Raw genomic sequence first — 14876 nt, 5'->3', positions numbered from 1 at the left:
CATGCGCTATGCCTACCGTGCGACAAGATCGAGCGCGATACCTGATCGGTCATGCCGCGTGCACTTTCTGTCATATCACCTGGTAGTCAAGGGATATGGGCTGTGTAATATCTGTGGAGATCATTCCATTCCGCGGGTGATGCGGGCCAGCCAGTCGACCACGTCCGAGACCGGGGCGCCCCGGGAGAGCATCGCCCGCTGCCGCGCCGCCCCGGTGCCGCGGGACCGTAAGCGGCCCATCAGGACGGTGACGAGCTCCAGATCGCCGTGCCGTTCCAGCTCCGGTCGTACGTAGTCGAAGAGCTGGCGCATCAGGCGCCAGGCCGGCCGGGGCTCGCGGGAGGCCATGTCCAGGCCGAGGCCCTCCAGCCCGTCGTGCGCGGCCCGCCAGTGCGCGGCCATCAGCAGTGGATGCGGTACGTCCGGCGCCTCGACGCCGGCGCGGACCTCGTTCAGCAGGGTGGCGACCAGGGCCCGGGCCAGCGCGGCGAGCAGCATCGCGTCGTCCAGGCCGGGCGTGACGTCGCCCATCCGGATCTCCACGGTGGGGTAGTTCGCGGAGAGCCGGGCGTACCAGTAGAGCATCCCCTCGTCGAGCATCGCGCCGCTCGCCACCAGGTCCACGATGAGCGTCCGGTAGTGCTCGTGGGAGTGCAGATACGGCGTCGGCCCGACGGTGGGCCAGCGTTCCCACATCATCGAGCGCCAGCTCGCGTACCCGGTGTCCCGTCCGCCGGAGAGCGGCGAGTTGGCGGTGGCCGCCTGCAGCACGGGCAGCCAGGGCCGCAGGTGGTTGAGGATCCGGACGCCGGTCTCCGGGTCCGGGATGCTGACGTGCACGTGGGTGCCGCAGAGGCCCTGACCGGGGGAGAGGTCGCCGAAGCGCTCCCGCATGCGGTGGTACCTCGGGCTGTCCACGATCCGCAGGCTGGGTCCGGCGGCCGGTCCCGCGCCGACCGCGACGAGCCGGGCGCCGGCCCGCTCGGCCGCCTCGGCGAGGGCGCCGCGCAGGTCCCGCATCGCGCCGTAGAGGCCGGTCAGCTCCAGTTGCGGCGGGCTGGCCACCTCGATCTGGCTGCGCAGGTACTCGTGCTGCACCCCGTCCCGCATCGCCTCGGGCACGTGGTCGAGGACCGTCTCGACGGCCTCCACGCCGCGCGGTTCGACCGCGTCGACGAGCAGGTACTCCTCCTCGATGCCGAGGGTGAGCAGGTCCCGGCGCTCCGCCACGGCGGCGAGTTCCGGTGAGATCGTCGTGCCGCCTTCGGCGGTGGCTGTCATGCCGTCTGGTTACCCCTCGCGCGGTACCCGGAAACCGCACTTGACCCCGATGGCTAGGCTGCGGCCATGCTGCTCCTCGGGTTCTGGGCGATGGCGCGCGCCGCCCTGCTCGATCCCCAGATGAGCGGCGGACCGTCCCTGGTGATGACCCTCGCGCTGGTCGCGGCGGCCCTTCTCGTCGTCGCCGCGGTGGCCCTTCCGGTGCTCGGCACCGCGATCACTCCGGGGATGTCGGCGTTCGCGCGCCGATCGCGGACGCAGGCTCCCCGTCTCCGTGACCCCGACGCTGCCGGACGGCCTCGTCCCCGGGCCCCGGCGACCGCTCTTCCGGCTGCGTAAGCGGCCGGCCTCAGACGGTCCCTTCCGCTTTCGCCGGCATTCCGGGGTACGCCCATGCCTTTCTCCAGTATCTTCGGCGCCGTCACCGGTGCCGCCCACCACGCCATCACCCTGCTCGCCGGGCCGGTCGGCGCCGCCCTCGCGATCGTCCTGTTCACCCTGCTCGTCCGTCTCGCACTGACCCCGCTCACCTATCTGCAGATCCGCACCGAGCGCCGCCGCGCCGCGCTGGCCCCCGAGATGGAGAGGCTGCGGGCGAAGCACCGGGACCCGGTGGAGCTCGCCACCGCGACGCTGGACCTGCAGCGGGCGCACGGGATCGGCCCGTTCGCCGGACTGCTCCCGGCGCTGGCCCAGGCCCCGTTCTTCATGATCATGTACCGGGTGGCGACGGCCCCGCCGCCCGGCGTGCTGGCCGGCGTCCCGCTCACCGCCCACCTCTCGGCCGGGTTGCCGGTCTTCGCCGTGCTGCTGGCGATCGCCGCCGCGGTCGCGTGGTGGTCGATGCGCCGGGTCGCCGCCGCGGCGCAACAATTGTCATTTCTGCGGTGGCTGCCCTGGATGAGTGTCGCGGCGGTCGCCTGGCTGCCGCTCGCGGGCGGCCTCTACCTGGTCACATCCTCTCTCTGGACCGCGGGGGAGCAGGCGGTACGCCGCCGGCTCATCGACAAGCGTTGACAAGTGCCGGAAACAAGCGTGAAATTCTTCGTCAAGAGAGCGCTCTCACGACCCCCGTTCCCCCGGCATCCGTCCCCCGGAAGGCGTGTCCCCATGGCAGCTCCCCGAAGACTCCTCGCGCTGATCGCGTCCCTGCTGACGATCGGTGCCTCCGTGACGTTCGTGGCCACGGCGGAGGCGGCGGTCCCCACCGCCCCGTCCGGCATGTCGCTGGTCTTCAGCGACGACTTCACCGGTGCGGCGGGCACCGGCCTCAACACGTCCAACTGGCTCTACGACACCGGCACGGGATACGCCGGCGGCGCCGCCAACTGGGGCACCGGCGAGGTCGAGACCATGACCAGCTCGACCGCGAACGTCTACCAGGACGGCAGCGGCAACCTGGCGATCAAGCCGATCCGCGACTCGGCCGGCAACTGGACCTCCGGCCGGGTGGAGACCCAGCGCACCGACTTCGCCGCCCCGTCCGGCGGCAAGGTGCGGATCGAGGCCCGGATCCAGCAGCCGAACGTCAGCGGCGACGCGGCGCTCGGCTACTGGCCGGCGTTCTGGGCACTCGGCGACGCGGCCCGGCCGGTCGGCGCGACCAACTGGCCGAGCATCGGCGAGTGGGACATCATGGAGGACATCAACGGCCGGTCCTCGGTCTTCGCCGCCCTGCACTGCGGCACCAACCCCGGCGGCGTCTGCAACGAGACCACCGGGCTGACCAGCGGTGAGCATGCCTGCTCCGGCTGCCAGACCGCCTTCCACACGTACGCGATCGAGTTCGACCGCAGCACCTCCCCGGAGCAGCTGCGCTGGTACCTCGACGGGGTCAACTACTTCACCCTGAACTCGTCCCAGATCGACAGCACCACCTGGAACAACGCCACGCACCACGGGATGTTCGTCATCCTCAACGTGGCGATCGGCGGCGGCTTCCCGGCGGCCTTCGGCGGCGGCCCGACCTCGGCGACCCAGTCCGGTGTGCCGATGCTGGTCGACTACGTGGCCGTCTACCAGTCGACCACCACCACGACGACGTCGCCGACCGCCTCGGCGTCGGCCACCTCGGGCACCACGCGGGACGCGTACACGGCCATCCAGGCCGAGTCGTACGACGCCGCGTCCGGGGTGACGATCGAGACCTGCTCCGAGGGCGGCCAGGACGTCGGCTACATCGCGAACGGCGACTGGCTGCAGTTCAACAACGTCAATTTCGGTACGTCGACACCACTGGACTTCGTCGGCCGGGTCGCCTCGGGCGCGGCGTCCGGGGTGAGCGGCCTGATCGAGGTGCGCCTGGACAGCCGGAGCAACGCGCCGATCGGCAGCTTCGCGCTCGCCTCCACCGGCGGGTGGCAGACCTGGAGCTCGGTGCCGGCCAACGTGACGAGCGTGACCGGGACGCACACGGTCTATCTGACCTTCACCAGTGGCCAGTCCGCGGACTTCGTCAACGTGAACTGGATCCAGTTCAGACGGTGACAATTCTTACCCGGGCCGTAGTCGCTGACCTGCGGCTACGGCCCTCTGACTTTTAAGGATGTTTAAGGTTCCGGACCCTTCACATCGACTGTTAAGAGTCCTACATATTTACGTATGCCTCGATCTCGATCTATCCTCCTCGCGGCCGCGGCGGCCCTGATCGCCGGCGGGACCGCCACCCTCTTCGCGGTCGATGCCTCGGCCGCCACCGCCTGTGCCACGGCGTGGAGCGCGAGCGCCGTCTACCTCGGCGGCGGCACGGCCTCGCAGAACGGCCACGACTACACCGCCAAGTGGTGGACCCAGAACGAGTCGCCGGCCACGCACAGCGGGACCTGGGACGTCTGGGCCGACAACGGCACCTGCGGCGGTACGACCACGCCGACCAGCTCACCCACCACGTCGCCGACGGCCGGCACCGGCACCGGGATGGCCGCCGCGCCCTACGTCTATCCCGGCTGGGGCAACCCGCCCGCGCCGTCCACAGTCGTCAACGCCACCGGGATCAAGGCGTTCACCATGGCGTTCGTGCTGGCGTCGAACGGCTGCAACCCGGCGTGGGACGGGGAGACCGGGTTGACCGGGGGCGCGCACGCCACGTACATCGCGCAGATCAAGGCGGCCGGTGCGGACGTGGTCCCGTCGATCGGCGGCTGGAGCGGCAACAAGCTCGGCCCGAACTGTGCCGGCGCGGAAGCGCTCGCCGGGGCGTACCAGAAAGTGATCGACGCTTTCGGTCTCAAGGCCATCGACGTCGACATCGAGAACACCGACGAGTTCGAGAACACCGCCGTCCAGGACCGGATCCTCGGTGCCCTGAAGATCATCAAGGCGAACAACCCGTCGGTGAAGACCATCGTCACCTTCGGCACCTCGACCACCGGCCCGACCTACTACGGCACCCGGCTGATCCAGCAGGCCGAGGCGCTCGGCGCGAACATCGACGTCTTCACCCAGATGCCGTTCGACTTCGGCGCCTCGGACATCTACACGGCCACGGTCGGCGCGACCGAGGGGCTCAGGACCACGCTGATGTCGACGTTCGGGTACACCGAGGCGCAGGCGTACGCGCACATCGGCATCTCCGGCATGAACGGCCTCTCCGACCAGCAGGAACTCACCTCGCTGGACACCTGGACGCGGATCCGGGACTACGCGAAGGGCAAGGGCCTGGCGCGGCTGGCGTTCTGGTCGGTGAACCGGGACCGCGGCTGCGCGGGTGGCGGCGTGGTCTCCGACTGCTCCGGCATCGCGCAGGACGACTGGGCGTTCACCAAGGTCAGCGCGGGCTTCTGACCCTCTCCCCGCTGCGCGGCCGCCGGGCATGGCGGCCGCGCAGCTTCGTCACCACCCAGGACCCGATCATGAGTACGGCGATCGCCCCGACCCCGTAGTCGAACCAGTGGCCGTACCGCTCGACGTCCTGCCAACGGGAGCCGAGGGCGTACCCGGCACCGATGAAGATCGCGTTCCAGAGCCCGCTGCCGATCGCGGTGCAGACGGTGAAGCGGCCGACCGGCATCCGGTTCGCGCCGGCCGGGATCGAGACGAGGCTGCGTACCACCGGAGCGCAGCGTCCGAAGAGGACCGCGGCCCGCTCGTGCCGCTCGAACCAGCGGTCGGCCCGGCGCAGGTCGGCCGGGTCGACCAGCGGGATCCGGTCCAGCCAGCGGTACAACCGGTCCTCGCCGAGCCCGCGCCCGAGCGCGTAGAGCAGCAGCGCCCCGGCGAGCGAGCCGAGCGTCGCGGCGAGCCAGACCGGGACCAGGCCGACCCGCCCCTCGCTCGCCAGGTACCCGGCCATCGACAGCACGATCTCACTGGGGACCGGCGGGATCAGGTTCTCCAGGGCGATCAGCAGGCCGACGCCCACCTCGCCGAGCGCGTCGATGACCGAGGCCACCCATCCGGCCAGTCCGTCCAGTTGTGCCATTCCCGATCCATACCCCGGCGGGCGCCGATGAACCGGTACCGTATATACCGACCATCGGTATATACTTCCGCCATGACCGACGCGCCGATGCGGGAGCCGACCTTCCTGGTGCTCACGGCCCTGGCCGCCGAGCCCCGGCACGGCTATGCCGTGATCGAGGATGTGGCCGGGATGACCGGGGGCCGGGTCCGGCTGCGGGCCGGCACGCTCTACGCGGCCCTCGACCGGCTGCGGGCCGAGGGTCTGATCGAGGTCGACCGCGAGGAGATCGTGCAGTCCCGATTGCGGCGCTACTACCGGCTCACCGGGGCCGGTGAGCGGAGCCTCGCCACCGAGACCGCCCGGCTGCGCGCCCAGGCCACCATCGCGGAGCAGCGCCTGAGCGCGCGCCGCACTCAGTTCGGGGGAGCAACCGCATGACCGAGAGCCGTTACCGGCGCCTGCTCGCGCTCTATCCGCGCGACTTCCGCCGGGAGTATGAGGACGAGATGATCGGCGTGCTGATGGCCGATCCGCGCCCCGGCCCGGCCCAGGTGCTCGACATCCTGGGGCACGCGATGCTGGCCCACCTCCGTCAGCTGGCCCCGCTCCCCGGCGACGGGTGGGCGCGCTCGGCCCGGCTGGTCCAGCTCTTCGGCGCGCTCCTGCTCCTCGCCGCCGCGGTGCGCCGCGTCGCGGGGATCCCGGTGCGTCTGCTGCGGGGCTGGATCGACCATCTGGTGATCGATCCGGTGGACCTGTTCCGGGTCGGCGCCTGGACGGTGGTGCTGATCGCCGCGGTGTTCGGGTTGCGAGTCGTCGGCGCCCTCGGCGCGGTTGCCGGCCTGGCGGGGGAGATCGTCGGCCCCGGTCGGTACTACCTGGACACTCCCGCGATGGTCCTCTACACCTACTGGGTGATGGCGGCCGCGGCGGTCGTGCTGATCGCGGGCCTGGCCGCTGAGCCCGGCCGACTCCGCCTGCGGCGCGGTCGCGGCGAGAGCGCCGAGCCGGGTGCGCCGGGCGACCGCGTGGTACGGGGTGTGGTTCCGGTGACGGTGGCCGGGGCCCTCCTGATCCTGCACGGCTTCTGGCTGCTCCTCGGCCCGTGGCAGGTCCGCATGGCGATGCCCTACGCCGGTCTCGCCCTGGTGACGTTCGCGGTCTACCGGCAGGCGCCCGAGGTGCGGCGGCGGATGGTGGCCTGGGCGGTCCCGGTCGTCGTGACCCTGCCGCTGACCCGGCTCGGATTCGGCGGCTTCATCGAGCACAACATGCGTCACCCCGAGGCGCTGCGCCTGATCGGCCCGGCGCAGTGGGCCGCCCTGGTGCTGATCCCCGTGGCGGCCTTCATGGCGGCGGCGGAGCTGAACCGCCGGCGGGAGGCGACCCGCGGTCGAGAAAGGACGGGTGACGACGGCGAGATGGCCGGCGAGCGCGGTTTCGGGGTCCCGGCGGCCGGACATGTAAGGGCGCATGAGTGACCGGTGGTACACGAAGGCGGTCGTCTACTGCCTGGACATCGATACCTTCGCCGACGCCAACGGGGACGGGATCGGGGACATACCCGGGCTGATCGGGCGGCTCGACTATCTCGCCCGGCTCGGGGTGACCTGTATCTGGCTCAATCCGATCCACCCCTCGCCGGACCGGGACGACGGGTACGACGTGGCGGACTTCTACAACGTGGATCCGCGGTTCGGGACGCTCGGGGACTTCGCGGAGCTGCTGCACCAGGCCGGGAACCTGGGTATCAAGGTGATCATCGACCTGGTGGTGAACCACACGTCGGACAAGCATCCGTGGTTCCAGTCGGCGCGGGCGTCGGCGGACTCGCCGTACCGGGACTGGTATGTCTGGAGCGAGACCGAACCCGCCGACCGCAACCAGGGCATGGTCTTCCCGGGCGAGCAGAGCGAGACCTGGAGCTACGACCGGACCGCGAAGCTCTGGTACTACCACCGGTTCTACCGGTTCCAGCCGGACCTGAACATCAAGAACCCCGAGGTACGCGAGGAGATCAAGAAGATCTGCGCGTTCTGGCTGCAACTCGGGGTGGCCGGGTTCCGGATGGACGCGGTGCCGTTCATCATCGAGCAGACCGAACCGGGCAACCCGGACTCGCCGAAGGACTTCCCGTTCCTCACCGAGCTGCGCCAGCACGTCCAGTGGCGCAAGGGCGACGCGGTGCTGCTCGCCGAGGCCAATGTGGAGCCCGGCCAGCTGCCGGTCTTCTTCGGTGACGAGGGCGGCTCCGGTAACCGCATCCACATGCTCTTCGACTTCATGCTCAACGCCCGGATGGTGCTGGCGCTGGCCCGGGAGGACCCCGAGCCGATCATCGACGCGCTGCGCAGCACGCCGAAGCTGCCGGCCGGCGGGCAGTGGGCCACCTTCCTGCGCAACCACGACGAGATCGACCTCTCCCGGCTCACCGCCGAGCAGCGCGACGACGTCTTCGCCCGGTTCGGCCCGGACGAGGACATGCAGCTCTACGGGCGCGGCATCCGGCGGCGGCTGGCCCCGATGCTCGGCAACGACCGGCGACGGCTGGAACTGGCGTACGCGCTCCAGTTCAGCCTGCGCGGCACCCCGGTCCTCCGGTACGGCGAGGAGATCGGCATGGGCGACGACCTGGCATTGGAGGGGCGCGACTCGATCCGTACCCCGATGCAGTGGTCCGCACTGCCGAACGGCGGCTTCTCCACCGCCGACCCGGAGAAGCTGATCCGCCCGGTGGTCACCGACGGCGACTTCGGGTACGAGCGGGTCAACGTCACCCGGCAGCGGCACGACGCGAGCTCGCTGCTCTCCTGGTTCGAGCGGATGATCCGGACCCTGCGCGAGGCGCCCGAGGTCGGCAACGGCACCTGCGCGTACGTCGACGTCCCGGCCCCGCACGGCCTGCTCGTGCACCGCGCCGACGACGTCACCGGCACCATGCTCTTCCTGCACAATCTCGGCACGGAGAGGTGCGTGGTCGATCTTCAGGAGCTGGCCGGGGAGGCCGTGCTGCCCAACGACGTGCTGGCCGACCGGGAGTACGCCGATCCGGGCAAGCTGGACGCCCTCACCGTCGAGGGATACGGATACCGGTGGATCCGTCTGCGCAAACAGACCTGAGCGCTATTGTTCCCTCGCAGGAAGTAGCGGAGATCACTACCGGAGGCCGCAATGTCGCAGTCCGCACCGTCCAGGGTCGCCATCGTCACCGGAGCCGCACGCGGCATCGGCGAGGCGATCGCGCTGAGGCTCGCCGAGGACGGTCTCGCCGTCGCGGTCGTCGACCTGGACGAGGGTGCCTGCGCGAACACCGTCACCACGATCCACGACGCGGGCGGCACCGCGGCCGCGATCGGCGCCGACGTCTCCGACCCGGCCCAGGTGACGGCCGCGGTGGAGCGGGTGGTGGCCGAGCTCGGCCCGCCGACCGTGCTGGTCAACAACGCCGGTGTGCTCCGCGACAACCTGCTCTTCAAGATGAGCGAGGACGACTGGGACACCGTGATGGCGGTGCACCTGCGCGGCGCGTTCCTGTTCAGCCGCGCGGTGCAGAAGCACATGGTCGACGCCGGTTTCGGCCGGGTGATCAGCCTCTCCAGCACCTCCGCGCTGGGCAACCGGGGCCAGGCCAACTACGCCGCGGCGAAGGCCGGCATCCAGGGTTTCACCAAGACCCTCGCGATCGAGCTGGGCAAGTTCGGCATCACGGCGAACGCGGTGGCACCCGGTTTCATCGTCACCGACATGACCCGGGCCACCGCCGCCCGGGTCGGCATGGACTTCGCCGACTTCGAGAAGGGCGCGATCACCCAGATCCCGGTGGCCCGCGCCGGCCGCCCGGAGGACGTCGCCAACACGGTCTCGTTCCTGGCGAGCGAGGGCGCCGGGTTCGTCTCCGGCCAGGTCATCTATGTTGCGGGTGGACCCCAGGACTGAGATCGGCGGCTTGCCGGGAACGGCTACAAAGAAGAACATGAACCGACGCATGAGCTCCCGCAACGTCACGCTGACCAGCACGTTCCTGTTGCTGGCCGCGGGTGGCGCGGCGGCCTGCGACAACGGGGGCAACGACTACCAGGACGAGGGTTTCTACTGCGCGGACGCCGACGGGGTCGTCGTCGACGAGGATTACTGCGACGACGACGGCGGTGGCTACCTCGGTGGTGGTTACTACATCTGGCACTCGCCCCGGTACCGCTCGGGCTACCCGGTGGGCTACAAACTGCCCACCGGGGGTAGCAGGTTCGCGTACAACGACGCCGCCGCCCGCAGCAGGTACGGGCTCTCCTCCAGCGGGCGGATCGGCAACGGCACGATCAAGACCAGCGTGGTCGGCAAGGGCGGCAGCGGGACCGGCGGCGGTCACTCCTCGTCGAAGTCGGGTGGCTGAGCGATGCGCCGGATCCCGTACGGGCCGGTCCGGGACGGCTGGCGGCTCACCAACTACAGCCTCGGTCTGACGTACAACGAGACCGAGCTGCCCGACGGGACGATGCGGTCGTACTGGCAGGAGGGGCCGTACTACGACTTCACCGCGGCGGAGATCGAGGAGTTGGAGACCGCCACCTCGATCGTCTACGCGATGTGCCTGGAGGCCGGCGACTGGATGGTGGCGCACTGCCCCCGGCACACCGCCGAGGGCCGCCGCGAGGGCTTCTTCGGCGCGGTCTGCGGCCCCGACCGGTGCTTCCTGTCGAGGATCGGCATCCCGGAGTACACCCACGAGCAGATCATCCGGACCTGGCTGGACGGTGACGCCGAGACGTGGACGCACCGCGACAAGGACCCGGACGGCCGGCTGCCGATGCAGACCCCGGATTTCTCACCCTCCGTCTATGGTCGCTTCGATTTCTGGTACGCGGGGGCCGGCACCACTCCGCGACTGCTGGAGTTCAACGCACAGACGCCGACGTCGCTGGTCGAGGCCGCGGTGGTCCAGTGGCACTGGATGGACCAGACCGGCGTCACCCGGCATCCCTGGCGGCAGTGGAACTCGATCCACGATCGCCTGGTCGGCTGGGAGGCGTCCGACGGCGAGCCGGCCGATCCGGGCGCGTGGCGGCGCAACATCGGCCTGCTGCGGGAGGCCCGGCCGTGGCTCCCGGAGAAACCCAAGATCTTTTTCGCGTACGAGACCAGCGAGCTCTCCGGCGAGGACCGGATGAACGTGGCGTACCTGATGGCCACGGCCGAGGAGGCCGGCTTCCCGGTCGAGCTGATCGCGATGAGCCAGATCGGCTGGGACGTCGCGGGCGACCGGGTGCTCTACGTCCCCGCGCCGGGCGGGGAGCACCGGGCCGAGCCGATCGATGTGATCTTCATGCTCTACCCGTGGGAGTGGTTCTGGCACGAGGAGGGCGGCAAGGGCTTCTTCCGGAACATGGCCGACCCGGCCAAACGGGGCACGGTCTGGATCGAGCCGCCGTACACGGCGGCCCTGCTCGGCAACAAGGCCCTGCTGCCGGTCCTCTGGCAGCTCTTCGGCGACGACCCGGAGCGGGGACGCTATCTCCTGCCCGCCCACTTCTCCGAGTCGGCCGGGGCCGCCACCCTGACGTCGTACGCGAAGAAGCCGGTCTGGGGTCGTGAGGGAGGCTCGGTCACCCTGGTCAAGGACGGTGTGCCGATCACGAGCCAGCCCTCCGAGTACGGTTCCGACGGCCGCTACGTCGTGCAGGAGCTCTGCGAGCTGCCCGCCTTCGAGGGGCTGGAGGGCACGGTCCACCCGGTGATCGGCTCGTGGCTGATCGACGGCGAGCCCGCGGGCCTGGGCATCCGCGAGGGCCTCGGCGTCGAGGGCCTGGTCACCACCGACACCTGCAACTTCGTCCCGCACACCATCGAGGCGGACACCTGACACAGCCCTCCCCCTTGGCGAGGGCTGACAGCGGCCCAAGTCGCAATGCAGCCGAGCGGAGCGAGGCAATCAGGCTCGGTGGCTCCAGATCCACCAGAGACCGACGAAGGGGAGCAGCAGCGGGACGTAGCCGTAGCCGCTGCCGTAGTCGGACCAGACCGTGGCGTCCGGGAAGGCGACCGCGTCGACAATGCTCAGCGTGCCGACGACCAGCACGCCGACCAGCTCGAACGAGCAGCTGACCAGGGCGATCTTCCGGCCGGTCTCGCCGCCGCGGGCCAGGCCCACGGTCGCGGCGATGTAGACCAGGCCGGCCAGCGCGGAGAGCACGTACGCCAGCGGGGCCTCGGAGAACTTGGTGGCGATCTGGACCAGGGCACGCGCGCTCGCCGAGAGCGCGAACGTGCCGTAGACCAGCAGCAGGACCCGGCCGATCCCGGTGCCGAGCGCGGCGTCCCGGGGGCGGGCGGAGGTGGCGGGAGTGGTTTCGTCAGGCACCGGTCACCGACGCGATCTGCTGCAGCCGCAGCACGAGAACGGGTAGGACGATGGCGCCGATCCCGAGGATGAGGCTGCCCCAGCGGGTCGGCTCCATCCTGGCCAGGTACAACGAGGTCGGCGCGAAGGCGATGGTCGTGATCAGGTAACCGGCGAAGGTGCCGGTGTCCGACGGCCTGGTGCCGTCGAAGAGCCCCACCACGGCGACCACGACCAGCACCGCGACCAGGGCGCTGAGGACCAGGGTGGCCAGCAGGTCGTAGCGGCTGGGCGCCCGGTCGAGGGCGCAGCGCAGGAAGTACCACGCCGCGAGCAGCAGGGCGACCACGATCGTCGCCGCCGAGAGGGGACCGTTCACCCGGCCAGGTTACTTAGGCTGCCCTGTGCCGGTGAATTCCGGGGCCGACGGGACGACCGAGGCGCGCGTCGACCGCCTCGGCACGACCTCCACGCCGGGCAACCCGTTCGGCTCCTCACCCTGGCGGTACGAGCGCGGCAGCCTCTGCGACGTCGGCCCGCACGCGCTCGCCGTGGTGCTTCCGGTGCCGGCCACGGACATCAATCCCGTGACCGCTTTCGGCCAGGCGGTGGACCAGCTCGCCGCGGCCGCCGCGGGTGGTCCGCCGCCCGCCGCCCGCCCGCCGCCGCCCGCAGCCCGCCCGCCGCCCGCCGCCGCCGGTCTGGCGCTGGGCGCCGAGGTTCACCGCGGTCCTGCCGGCCGCGGAGACCGCGATCAGGGAGCGCCGCGCTGTCCGGATCTGATCCATGGCGGTCCCCTCCCTCCTCCGGGTGTTCCCGTTTCCCCGTTGTCTACGCCGGGTAGCGGCAAGAGGGTCCGAACTGAGCGCTAACTGGACAGAACCCGCGCGTTACGGATGGACGCTTAGTAGCGAGCCGAATACATTTTCGGCTGTCAGGTGCGCCGGACGGTCTGTCCGGGGGGAACCCCGCTCAGGGGTCACCCTGGCGCGTGACGGTGAGGGGAACGATGGGCATGACCGATCGCACCGCAGCAGAGCGACGTACGTCAGGACGGCACCTCCCGCCCGGATGGTGCGGATCAGGGCGTGGCGGATCAGGACGTGGCGGATCAGAGCAGGGCGCGCCGTGGCGAGGCGCGCGGGGGCAGTGGTCGTGGAGTCGTGGGAACGGGGGGCGTGTGCGGGGAGCTGCGGCGTGACGGGGCTGTGGGACGCGGAACGGGACGCCGACGAGGCGGCGCGGGCGCTGGCCGGGATGGCCGCCCTGCTGCGCCGGGAGGACGAGGATCCGTCCGGGGCGCATGACGAGGGCCGCCAGCTGATGCTGAGCCTGGCCGAGAACGGGGTGGCGGCCGCCGCCCGGGTGCGCGACTACCTGCGGGACAAGCGCGGCGCCGGGGACGGCGAGGTGGCCACCGTGCCACCCGGCCTGGCGCCCTGGCGGGACTGGACGCCGTCGCACGGGCACCTCTTCGGCGCCATGCCCCGGGTCCGCCGTGCCGGCGAGGTGCCGCAGCCCCGGCGCTGCGACCCGGGAGAGTGAATCAGGGCGTGGCGCGCAGCGTCTCCGACGGTGACGCGCCGTAACGCTCCCGGTAGGCCGAGGCGAACCGGCCCAGATGGGCGAAGCCCCAGCGATGCGCGACCGCGGCGACGGTCACCACCGCCGGGTCGGCGTGCCGCAGGCTCTCGTGTACCCGGGCCAGCCGGACCCGTTGCAGGTACGCCATCGGCGTGCACCCCAGGTGCCGCCGGAAGCCCTCCTGCAGCGAGCGCACGCTGGTGCCGGCGATCTCCGCGAGGTCCCCGACGCTGACGTTCCGCTCCGGCTCGTCGTTGATCGCGTCGACCACCCGCCGGATCGCCCGGGGCGGCCCGGCGGCGGCCGGCGTCACCAGCTCGCCGTGATATCGGTGCGGCACGCTCAGCAGTAGCCCGCTCAGCACGCTGCTGCACAGTTGTTCGGCGATCAGCGGCTGGTGGATCAGGCTGGTCTCGTGCTCCAGTTCGGCGCGGAGCAGTTTGATCAGCTGGCTCCAGCTGTGCGCCGGGCCCTCGGTGAGCCCGAAGATCGGCGGCAGGTCGATCGGTCCCTCGACCGGGTGACCCAGCAGCGCGGCGAGTTCACTCTCCAGGGCCCACTGCTCGATCCGTACGTCGAGCTCCGCGGAGTGTGGTTCGTGCCGCAGCCAGACCGGGTCGCCGGGCCGGAACGCCACCGCGCTGGCCGGTGTCGCGGTGAGCTCGCGCCCGTCCCGGCGGGCCCGCACCCGGCCCGCCGTCGGCAGGGTCAGGTGGTACGCGTCCGCCTCCGCGGCGACCAGTGTCACCTCACCCGCGAAAGTGAGGTGGCCGACGGTGAGAGGTCCGAGTTGGATCACTTCCACGTGAATCACGCCGGAGTCCGGGCCGGGCTCCCCGCCGGGCGGCCCGCCGATCGAGACCGGGTGGTAGAAACGATTCAGGAACTCCCGGGCCTGATGGGCGCCGACGCTGTCGAAGTAGACGGTCCCCGGCGCCGGTGTGATACGAAGCGCGGCCTCACCCATGCCGCCGGTAGCTCCATCGCATACGGTGAGTATTCGTTCCGCTCCGGTGGACAGTCAACGTGGTCGCCACGCAGTGACCGTTCCAGCACATTCCGGCCATATGAACTACTCTGGCGTTCCGCGCCTACGTGGCGTAACTTGCAGACCAGCGGATTGTTGTAGGAACGCGGTTCCCGGTGGCGTCCGAGCGATTGCCACCCGCGTCCAGGCCACTGTCTTCGGCCGGCCGCACCGAGACCTGGGCGTAAGCCTCCGGGACTCGGGGAAATCGGTGTCCCGCGGAGGATCGGCGCCGGGTTCCCGGTGCC

The 14876-nt window shown here is 70.8% G+C and carries 17 protein-coding genes; 11 read left to right on the top strand and 6 right to left on the bottom strand.

All coding sequences use genetic code 11. From position 1 onward, the window contains the following. Positions 1-120 precede the first annotated feature (120 nt). Entirely contained in the window at positions 121-1281 is a 1161-nt protein-coding gene (locus tag AB0M08_RS16620; protein ID WP_364493391.1) for a glutamate--cysteine ligase, read from the bottom strand. Positions 1282-1347: 66 nt separating this feature from the next. Between AB0M08_RS16620 and AB0M08_RS16615 the strand changes: the two genes are divergently transcribed. From AB0M08_RS16615 to AB0M08_RS16600, 4 genes are all read left to right on the top strand, one after another. Beyond that, on the top strand, positions 1348-1620 hold the full coding sequence (locus tag AB0M08_RS16615; RefSeq protein WP_364493389.1) for a DUF6412 domain-containing protein: 273 nt from the start codon (positions 1348-1350) through the stop codon (positions 1618-1620). Between the two features lie 54 nt (positions 1621-1674). Further along, positions 1675-2298, top strand: coding sequence for a membrane protein insertase YidC (locus AB0M08_RS16610; RefSeq protein ID WP_364493387.1), 624 nt, complete (start codon positions 1675-1677; stop codon positions 2296-2298). 93 nt (positions 2299-2391) lie between these two features. Continuing rightward, on the top strand, positions 2392-3768 hold the full coding sequence (locus tag AB0M08_RS16605; RefSeq protein WP_364493385.1) for a carbohydrate-binding protein: 1377 nt from the start codon (positions 2392-2394) through the stop codon (positions 3766-3768). 114 nt (positions 3769-3882) lie between these two features. Beyond that, positions 3883-5064: a chitinase gene (locus AB0M08_RS16600; protein ID WP_364493383.1), complete on the top strand. Its 1182-nt coding sequence runs from the start codon at positions 3883-3885 to the stop codon at positions 5062-5064. Here AB0M08_RS16600 and AB0M08_RS16595 read toward each other — a convergent pair. After that, positions 5048-5701 (bottom strand): DedA family protein, encoded by a 654-nt coding sequence (locus AB0M08_RS16595; protein WP_364493381.1) that lies wholly within the window; start codon positions 5699-5701, stop codon positions 5048-5050. The genes AB0M08_RS16600 and AB0M08_RS16595 overlap by 17 nt on opposite strands. Positions 5702-5773: 72 nt before the next feature. Here AB0M08_RS16595 and AB0M08_RS16590 point away from each other — a divergent pair, with 72 nt between their 5' ends. From AB0M08_RS16590 to AB0M08_RS16565, 6 genes are read left to right on the top strand one after another with little or no spacing between them, the layout of a single operon-like run. Beyond that, positions 5774-6121, top strand: a complete 348-nt coding sequence (locus AB0M08_RS16590; protein WP_364493379.1) for a PadR family transcriptional regulator — start codon at positions 5774-5776, stop codon at positions 6119-6121. Further along, on the top strand, positions 6118-7164 hold the full coding sequence (locus AB0M08_RS16585; RefSeq protein ID WP_364493377.1) for a hypothetical protein: 1047 nt from the start codon (positions 6118-6120) through the stop codon (positions 7162-7164). The genes AB0M08_RS16590 and AB0M08_RS16585 overlap by 4 nt, the downstream gene beginning before the upstream one ends. Next, on the top strand, positions 7157-8803 hold the full coding sequence (locus AB0M08_RS16580) for an alpha-amylase family protein (protein WP_364493375.1): 1647 nt from the start codon (positions 7157-7159) through the stop codon (positions 8801-8803). Before AB0M08_RS16585 ends, AB0M08_RS16580 begins: the two co-directional genes overlap by 8 nt. Positions 8804-8854: 51 nt before the next feature. Further along, on the top strand, positions 8855-9619 hold the full coding sequence (gene fabG, locus AB0M08_RS16575; protein ID WP_364493373.1) for a 3-oxoacyl-ACP reductase FabG: 765 nt from the start codon (positions 8855-8857) through the stop codon (positions 9617-9619). Positions 9620-9656: 37 nt separating this feature from the next. Beyond that, the gene (locus AB0M08_RS16570) at positions 9657-10073 is read left to right on the top strand and encodes a hypothetical protein (RefSeq protein WP_364493371.1); all 417 of its coding nucleotides are present in this window, start codon (positions 9657-9659) and stop codon (positions 10071-10073) included. 3 nt (positions 10074-10076) lie between these two features. After that, positions 10077-11540, top strand: coding sequence for a glutathionylspermidine synthase family protein (locus tag AB0M08_RS16565; protein ID WP_364493369.1), 1464 nt, complete (start codon positions 10077-10079; stop codon positions 11538-11540). 69 nt (positions 11541-11609) lie between these two features. Here AB0M08_RS16565 and AB0M08_RS16560 read toward each other — a convergent pair whose 3' ends face one another. From AB0M08_RS16560 to AB0M08_RS16550, 3 genes are all read right to left on the bottom strand, one after another. Next, entirely contained in the window at positions 11610-12038 is a 429-nt protein-coding gene (locus AB0M08_RS16560; RefSeq protein WP_364493367.1) for a hypothetical protein, read from the bottom strand. Beyond that, a complete protein-coding gene (locus AB0M08_RS16555; RefSeq protein ID WP_364493365.1) occupies positions 12031-12396 on the bottom strand; it encodes a hypothetical protein in 366 nt (121 codons plus the stop codon). Before AB0M08_RS16555 ends, AB0M08_RS16560 begins: the two co-directional genes overlap by 8 nt. 115 nt (positions 12397-12511) lie before the next feature. After that, positions 12512-12805 carry a hypothetical protein gene (locus AB0M08_RS16550; protein WP_364493363.1) on the bottom strand — a complete coding sequence of 98 codons (294 nt, stop codon included), beginning with the start codon at positions 12803-12805 and terminating at the stop codon, positions 12512-12514. Between the two features lie 409 nt (positions 12806-13214). Between AB0M08_RS16550 and AB0M08_RS16545 the strand changes: the two genes are divergently transcribed. Continuing rightward, positions 13215-13562: a hypothetical protein gene (locus AB0M08_RS16545; RefSeq protein WP_364493361.1), complete on the top strand. Its 348-nt coding sequence runs from the start codon at positions 13215-13217 to the stop codon at positions 13560-13562. A gap of 1 nt (position 13563) precedes the next feature. Here the strand turns inward: AB0M08_RS16545 and AB0M08_RS16540 are convergent, their stop codons facing one another. Continuing rightward, entirely contained in the window at positions 13564-14568 is a 1005-nt protein-coding gene (locus AB0M08_RS16540) for an AraC family transcriptional regulator (RefSeq protein WP_364493359.1), read from the bottom strand. Positions 14569-14876 lie beyond the last annotated feature (308 nt).

The sequence above is a fragment of the Actinoplanes sp. NPDC051851 genome (assembly GCF_040681165.1).
Lineage (GTDB): Bacteria > Actinomycetota > Actinomycetes > Mycobacteriales > Micromonosporaceae > Actinoplanes.
The sequence above is the reverse complement of the archived record's forward strand: the minus strand, read 5'-3'. Positions and strand labels throughout refer to the sequence as shown.

Bases quoted from the DNA above. Each gene is read 5' to 3' on its own strand.
- AB0M08_RS16620 (WP_364493391.1), bottom strand. From the start codon at position 1,281: ATGACAGCCACCGCCGAAGGCGGCACGACGATCTCACCGGAACTCGCC.
- AB0M08_RS16615 (WP_364493389.1), top strand. From the start codon at position 1,348: ATGCTGCTCCTCGGGTTCTGGGCGATGGCGCGCGCCGCCCTGCTCGAT.
- AB0M08_RS16610 (WP_364493387.1), top strand. From the start codon at position 1,675: ATGCCTTTCTCCAGTATCTTCGGCGCCGTCACCGGTGCCGCCCACCAC.
- AB0M08_RS16605 (WP_364493385.1), top strand. From the start codon at position 2,392: ATGGCAGCTCCCCGAAGACTCCTCGCGCTGATCGCGTCCCTGCTGACG.
- AB0M08_RS16600 (WP_364493383.1), top strand. From the start codon at position 3,883: ATGCCTCGATCTCGATCTATCCTCCTCGCGGCCGCGGCGGCCCTGATC.
- AB0M08_RS16595 (WP_364493381.1), bottom strand. From the start codon at position 5,701: ATGGCACAACTGGACGGACTGGCCGGATGGGTGGCCTCGGTCATCGAC.
- AB0M08_RS16590 (WP_364493379.1), top strand. From the start codon at position 5,774: ATGACCGACGCGCCGATGCGGGAGCCGACCTTCCTGGTGCTCACGGCC.
- AB0M08_RS16585 (WP_364493377.1), top strand. From the start codon at position 6,118: ATGACCGAGAGCCGTTACCGGCGCCTGCTCGCGCTCTATCCGCGCGAC.
- AB0M08_RS16580 (WP_364493375.1), top strand. From the start codon at position 7,157: ATGAGTGACCGGTGGTACACGAAGGCGGTCGTCTACTGCCTGGACATC.
- fabG (WP_364493373.1), top strand. From the start codon at position 8,855: ATGTCGCAGTCCGCACCGTCCAGGGTCGCCATCGTCACCGGAGCCGCA.
- AB0M08_RS16570 (WP_364493371.1), top strand. From the start codon at position 9,657: ATGAACCGACGCATGAGCTCCCGCAACGTCACGCTGACCAGCACGTTC.
- AB0M08_RS16565 (WP_364493369.1), top strand. From the start codon at position 10,077: ATGCGCCGGATCCCGTACGGGCCGGTCCGGGACGGCTGGCGGCTCACC.
- AB0M08_RS16550 (WP_364493363.1), bottom strand. From the start codon at position 12,805: ATGGATCAGATCCGGACAGCGCGGCGCTCCCTGATCGCGGTCTCCGCG.
- AB0M08_RS16540 (WP_364493359.1), bottom strand. From the start codon at position 14,568: ATGGGTGAGGCCGCGCTTCGTATCACACCGGCGCCGGGGACCGTCTAC.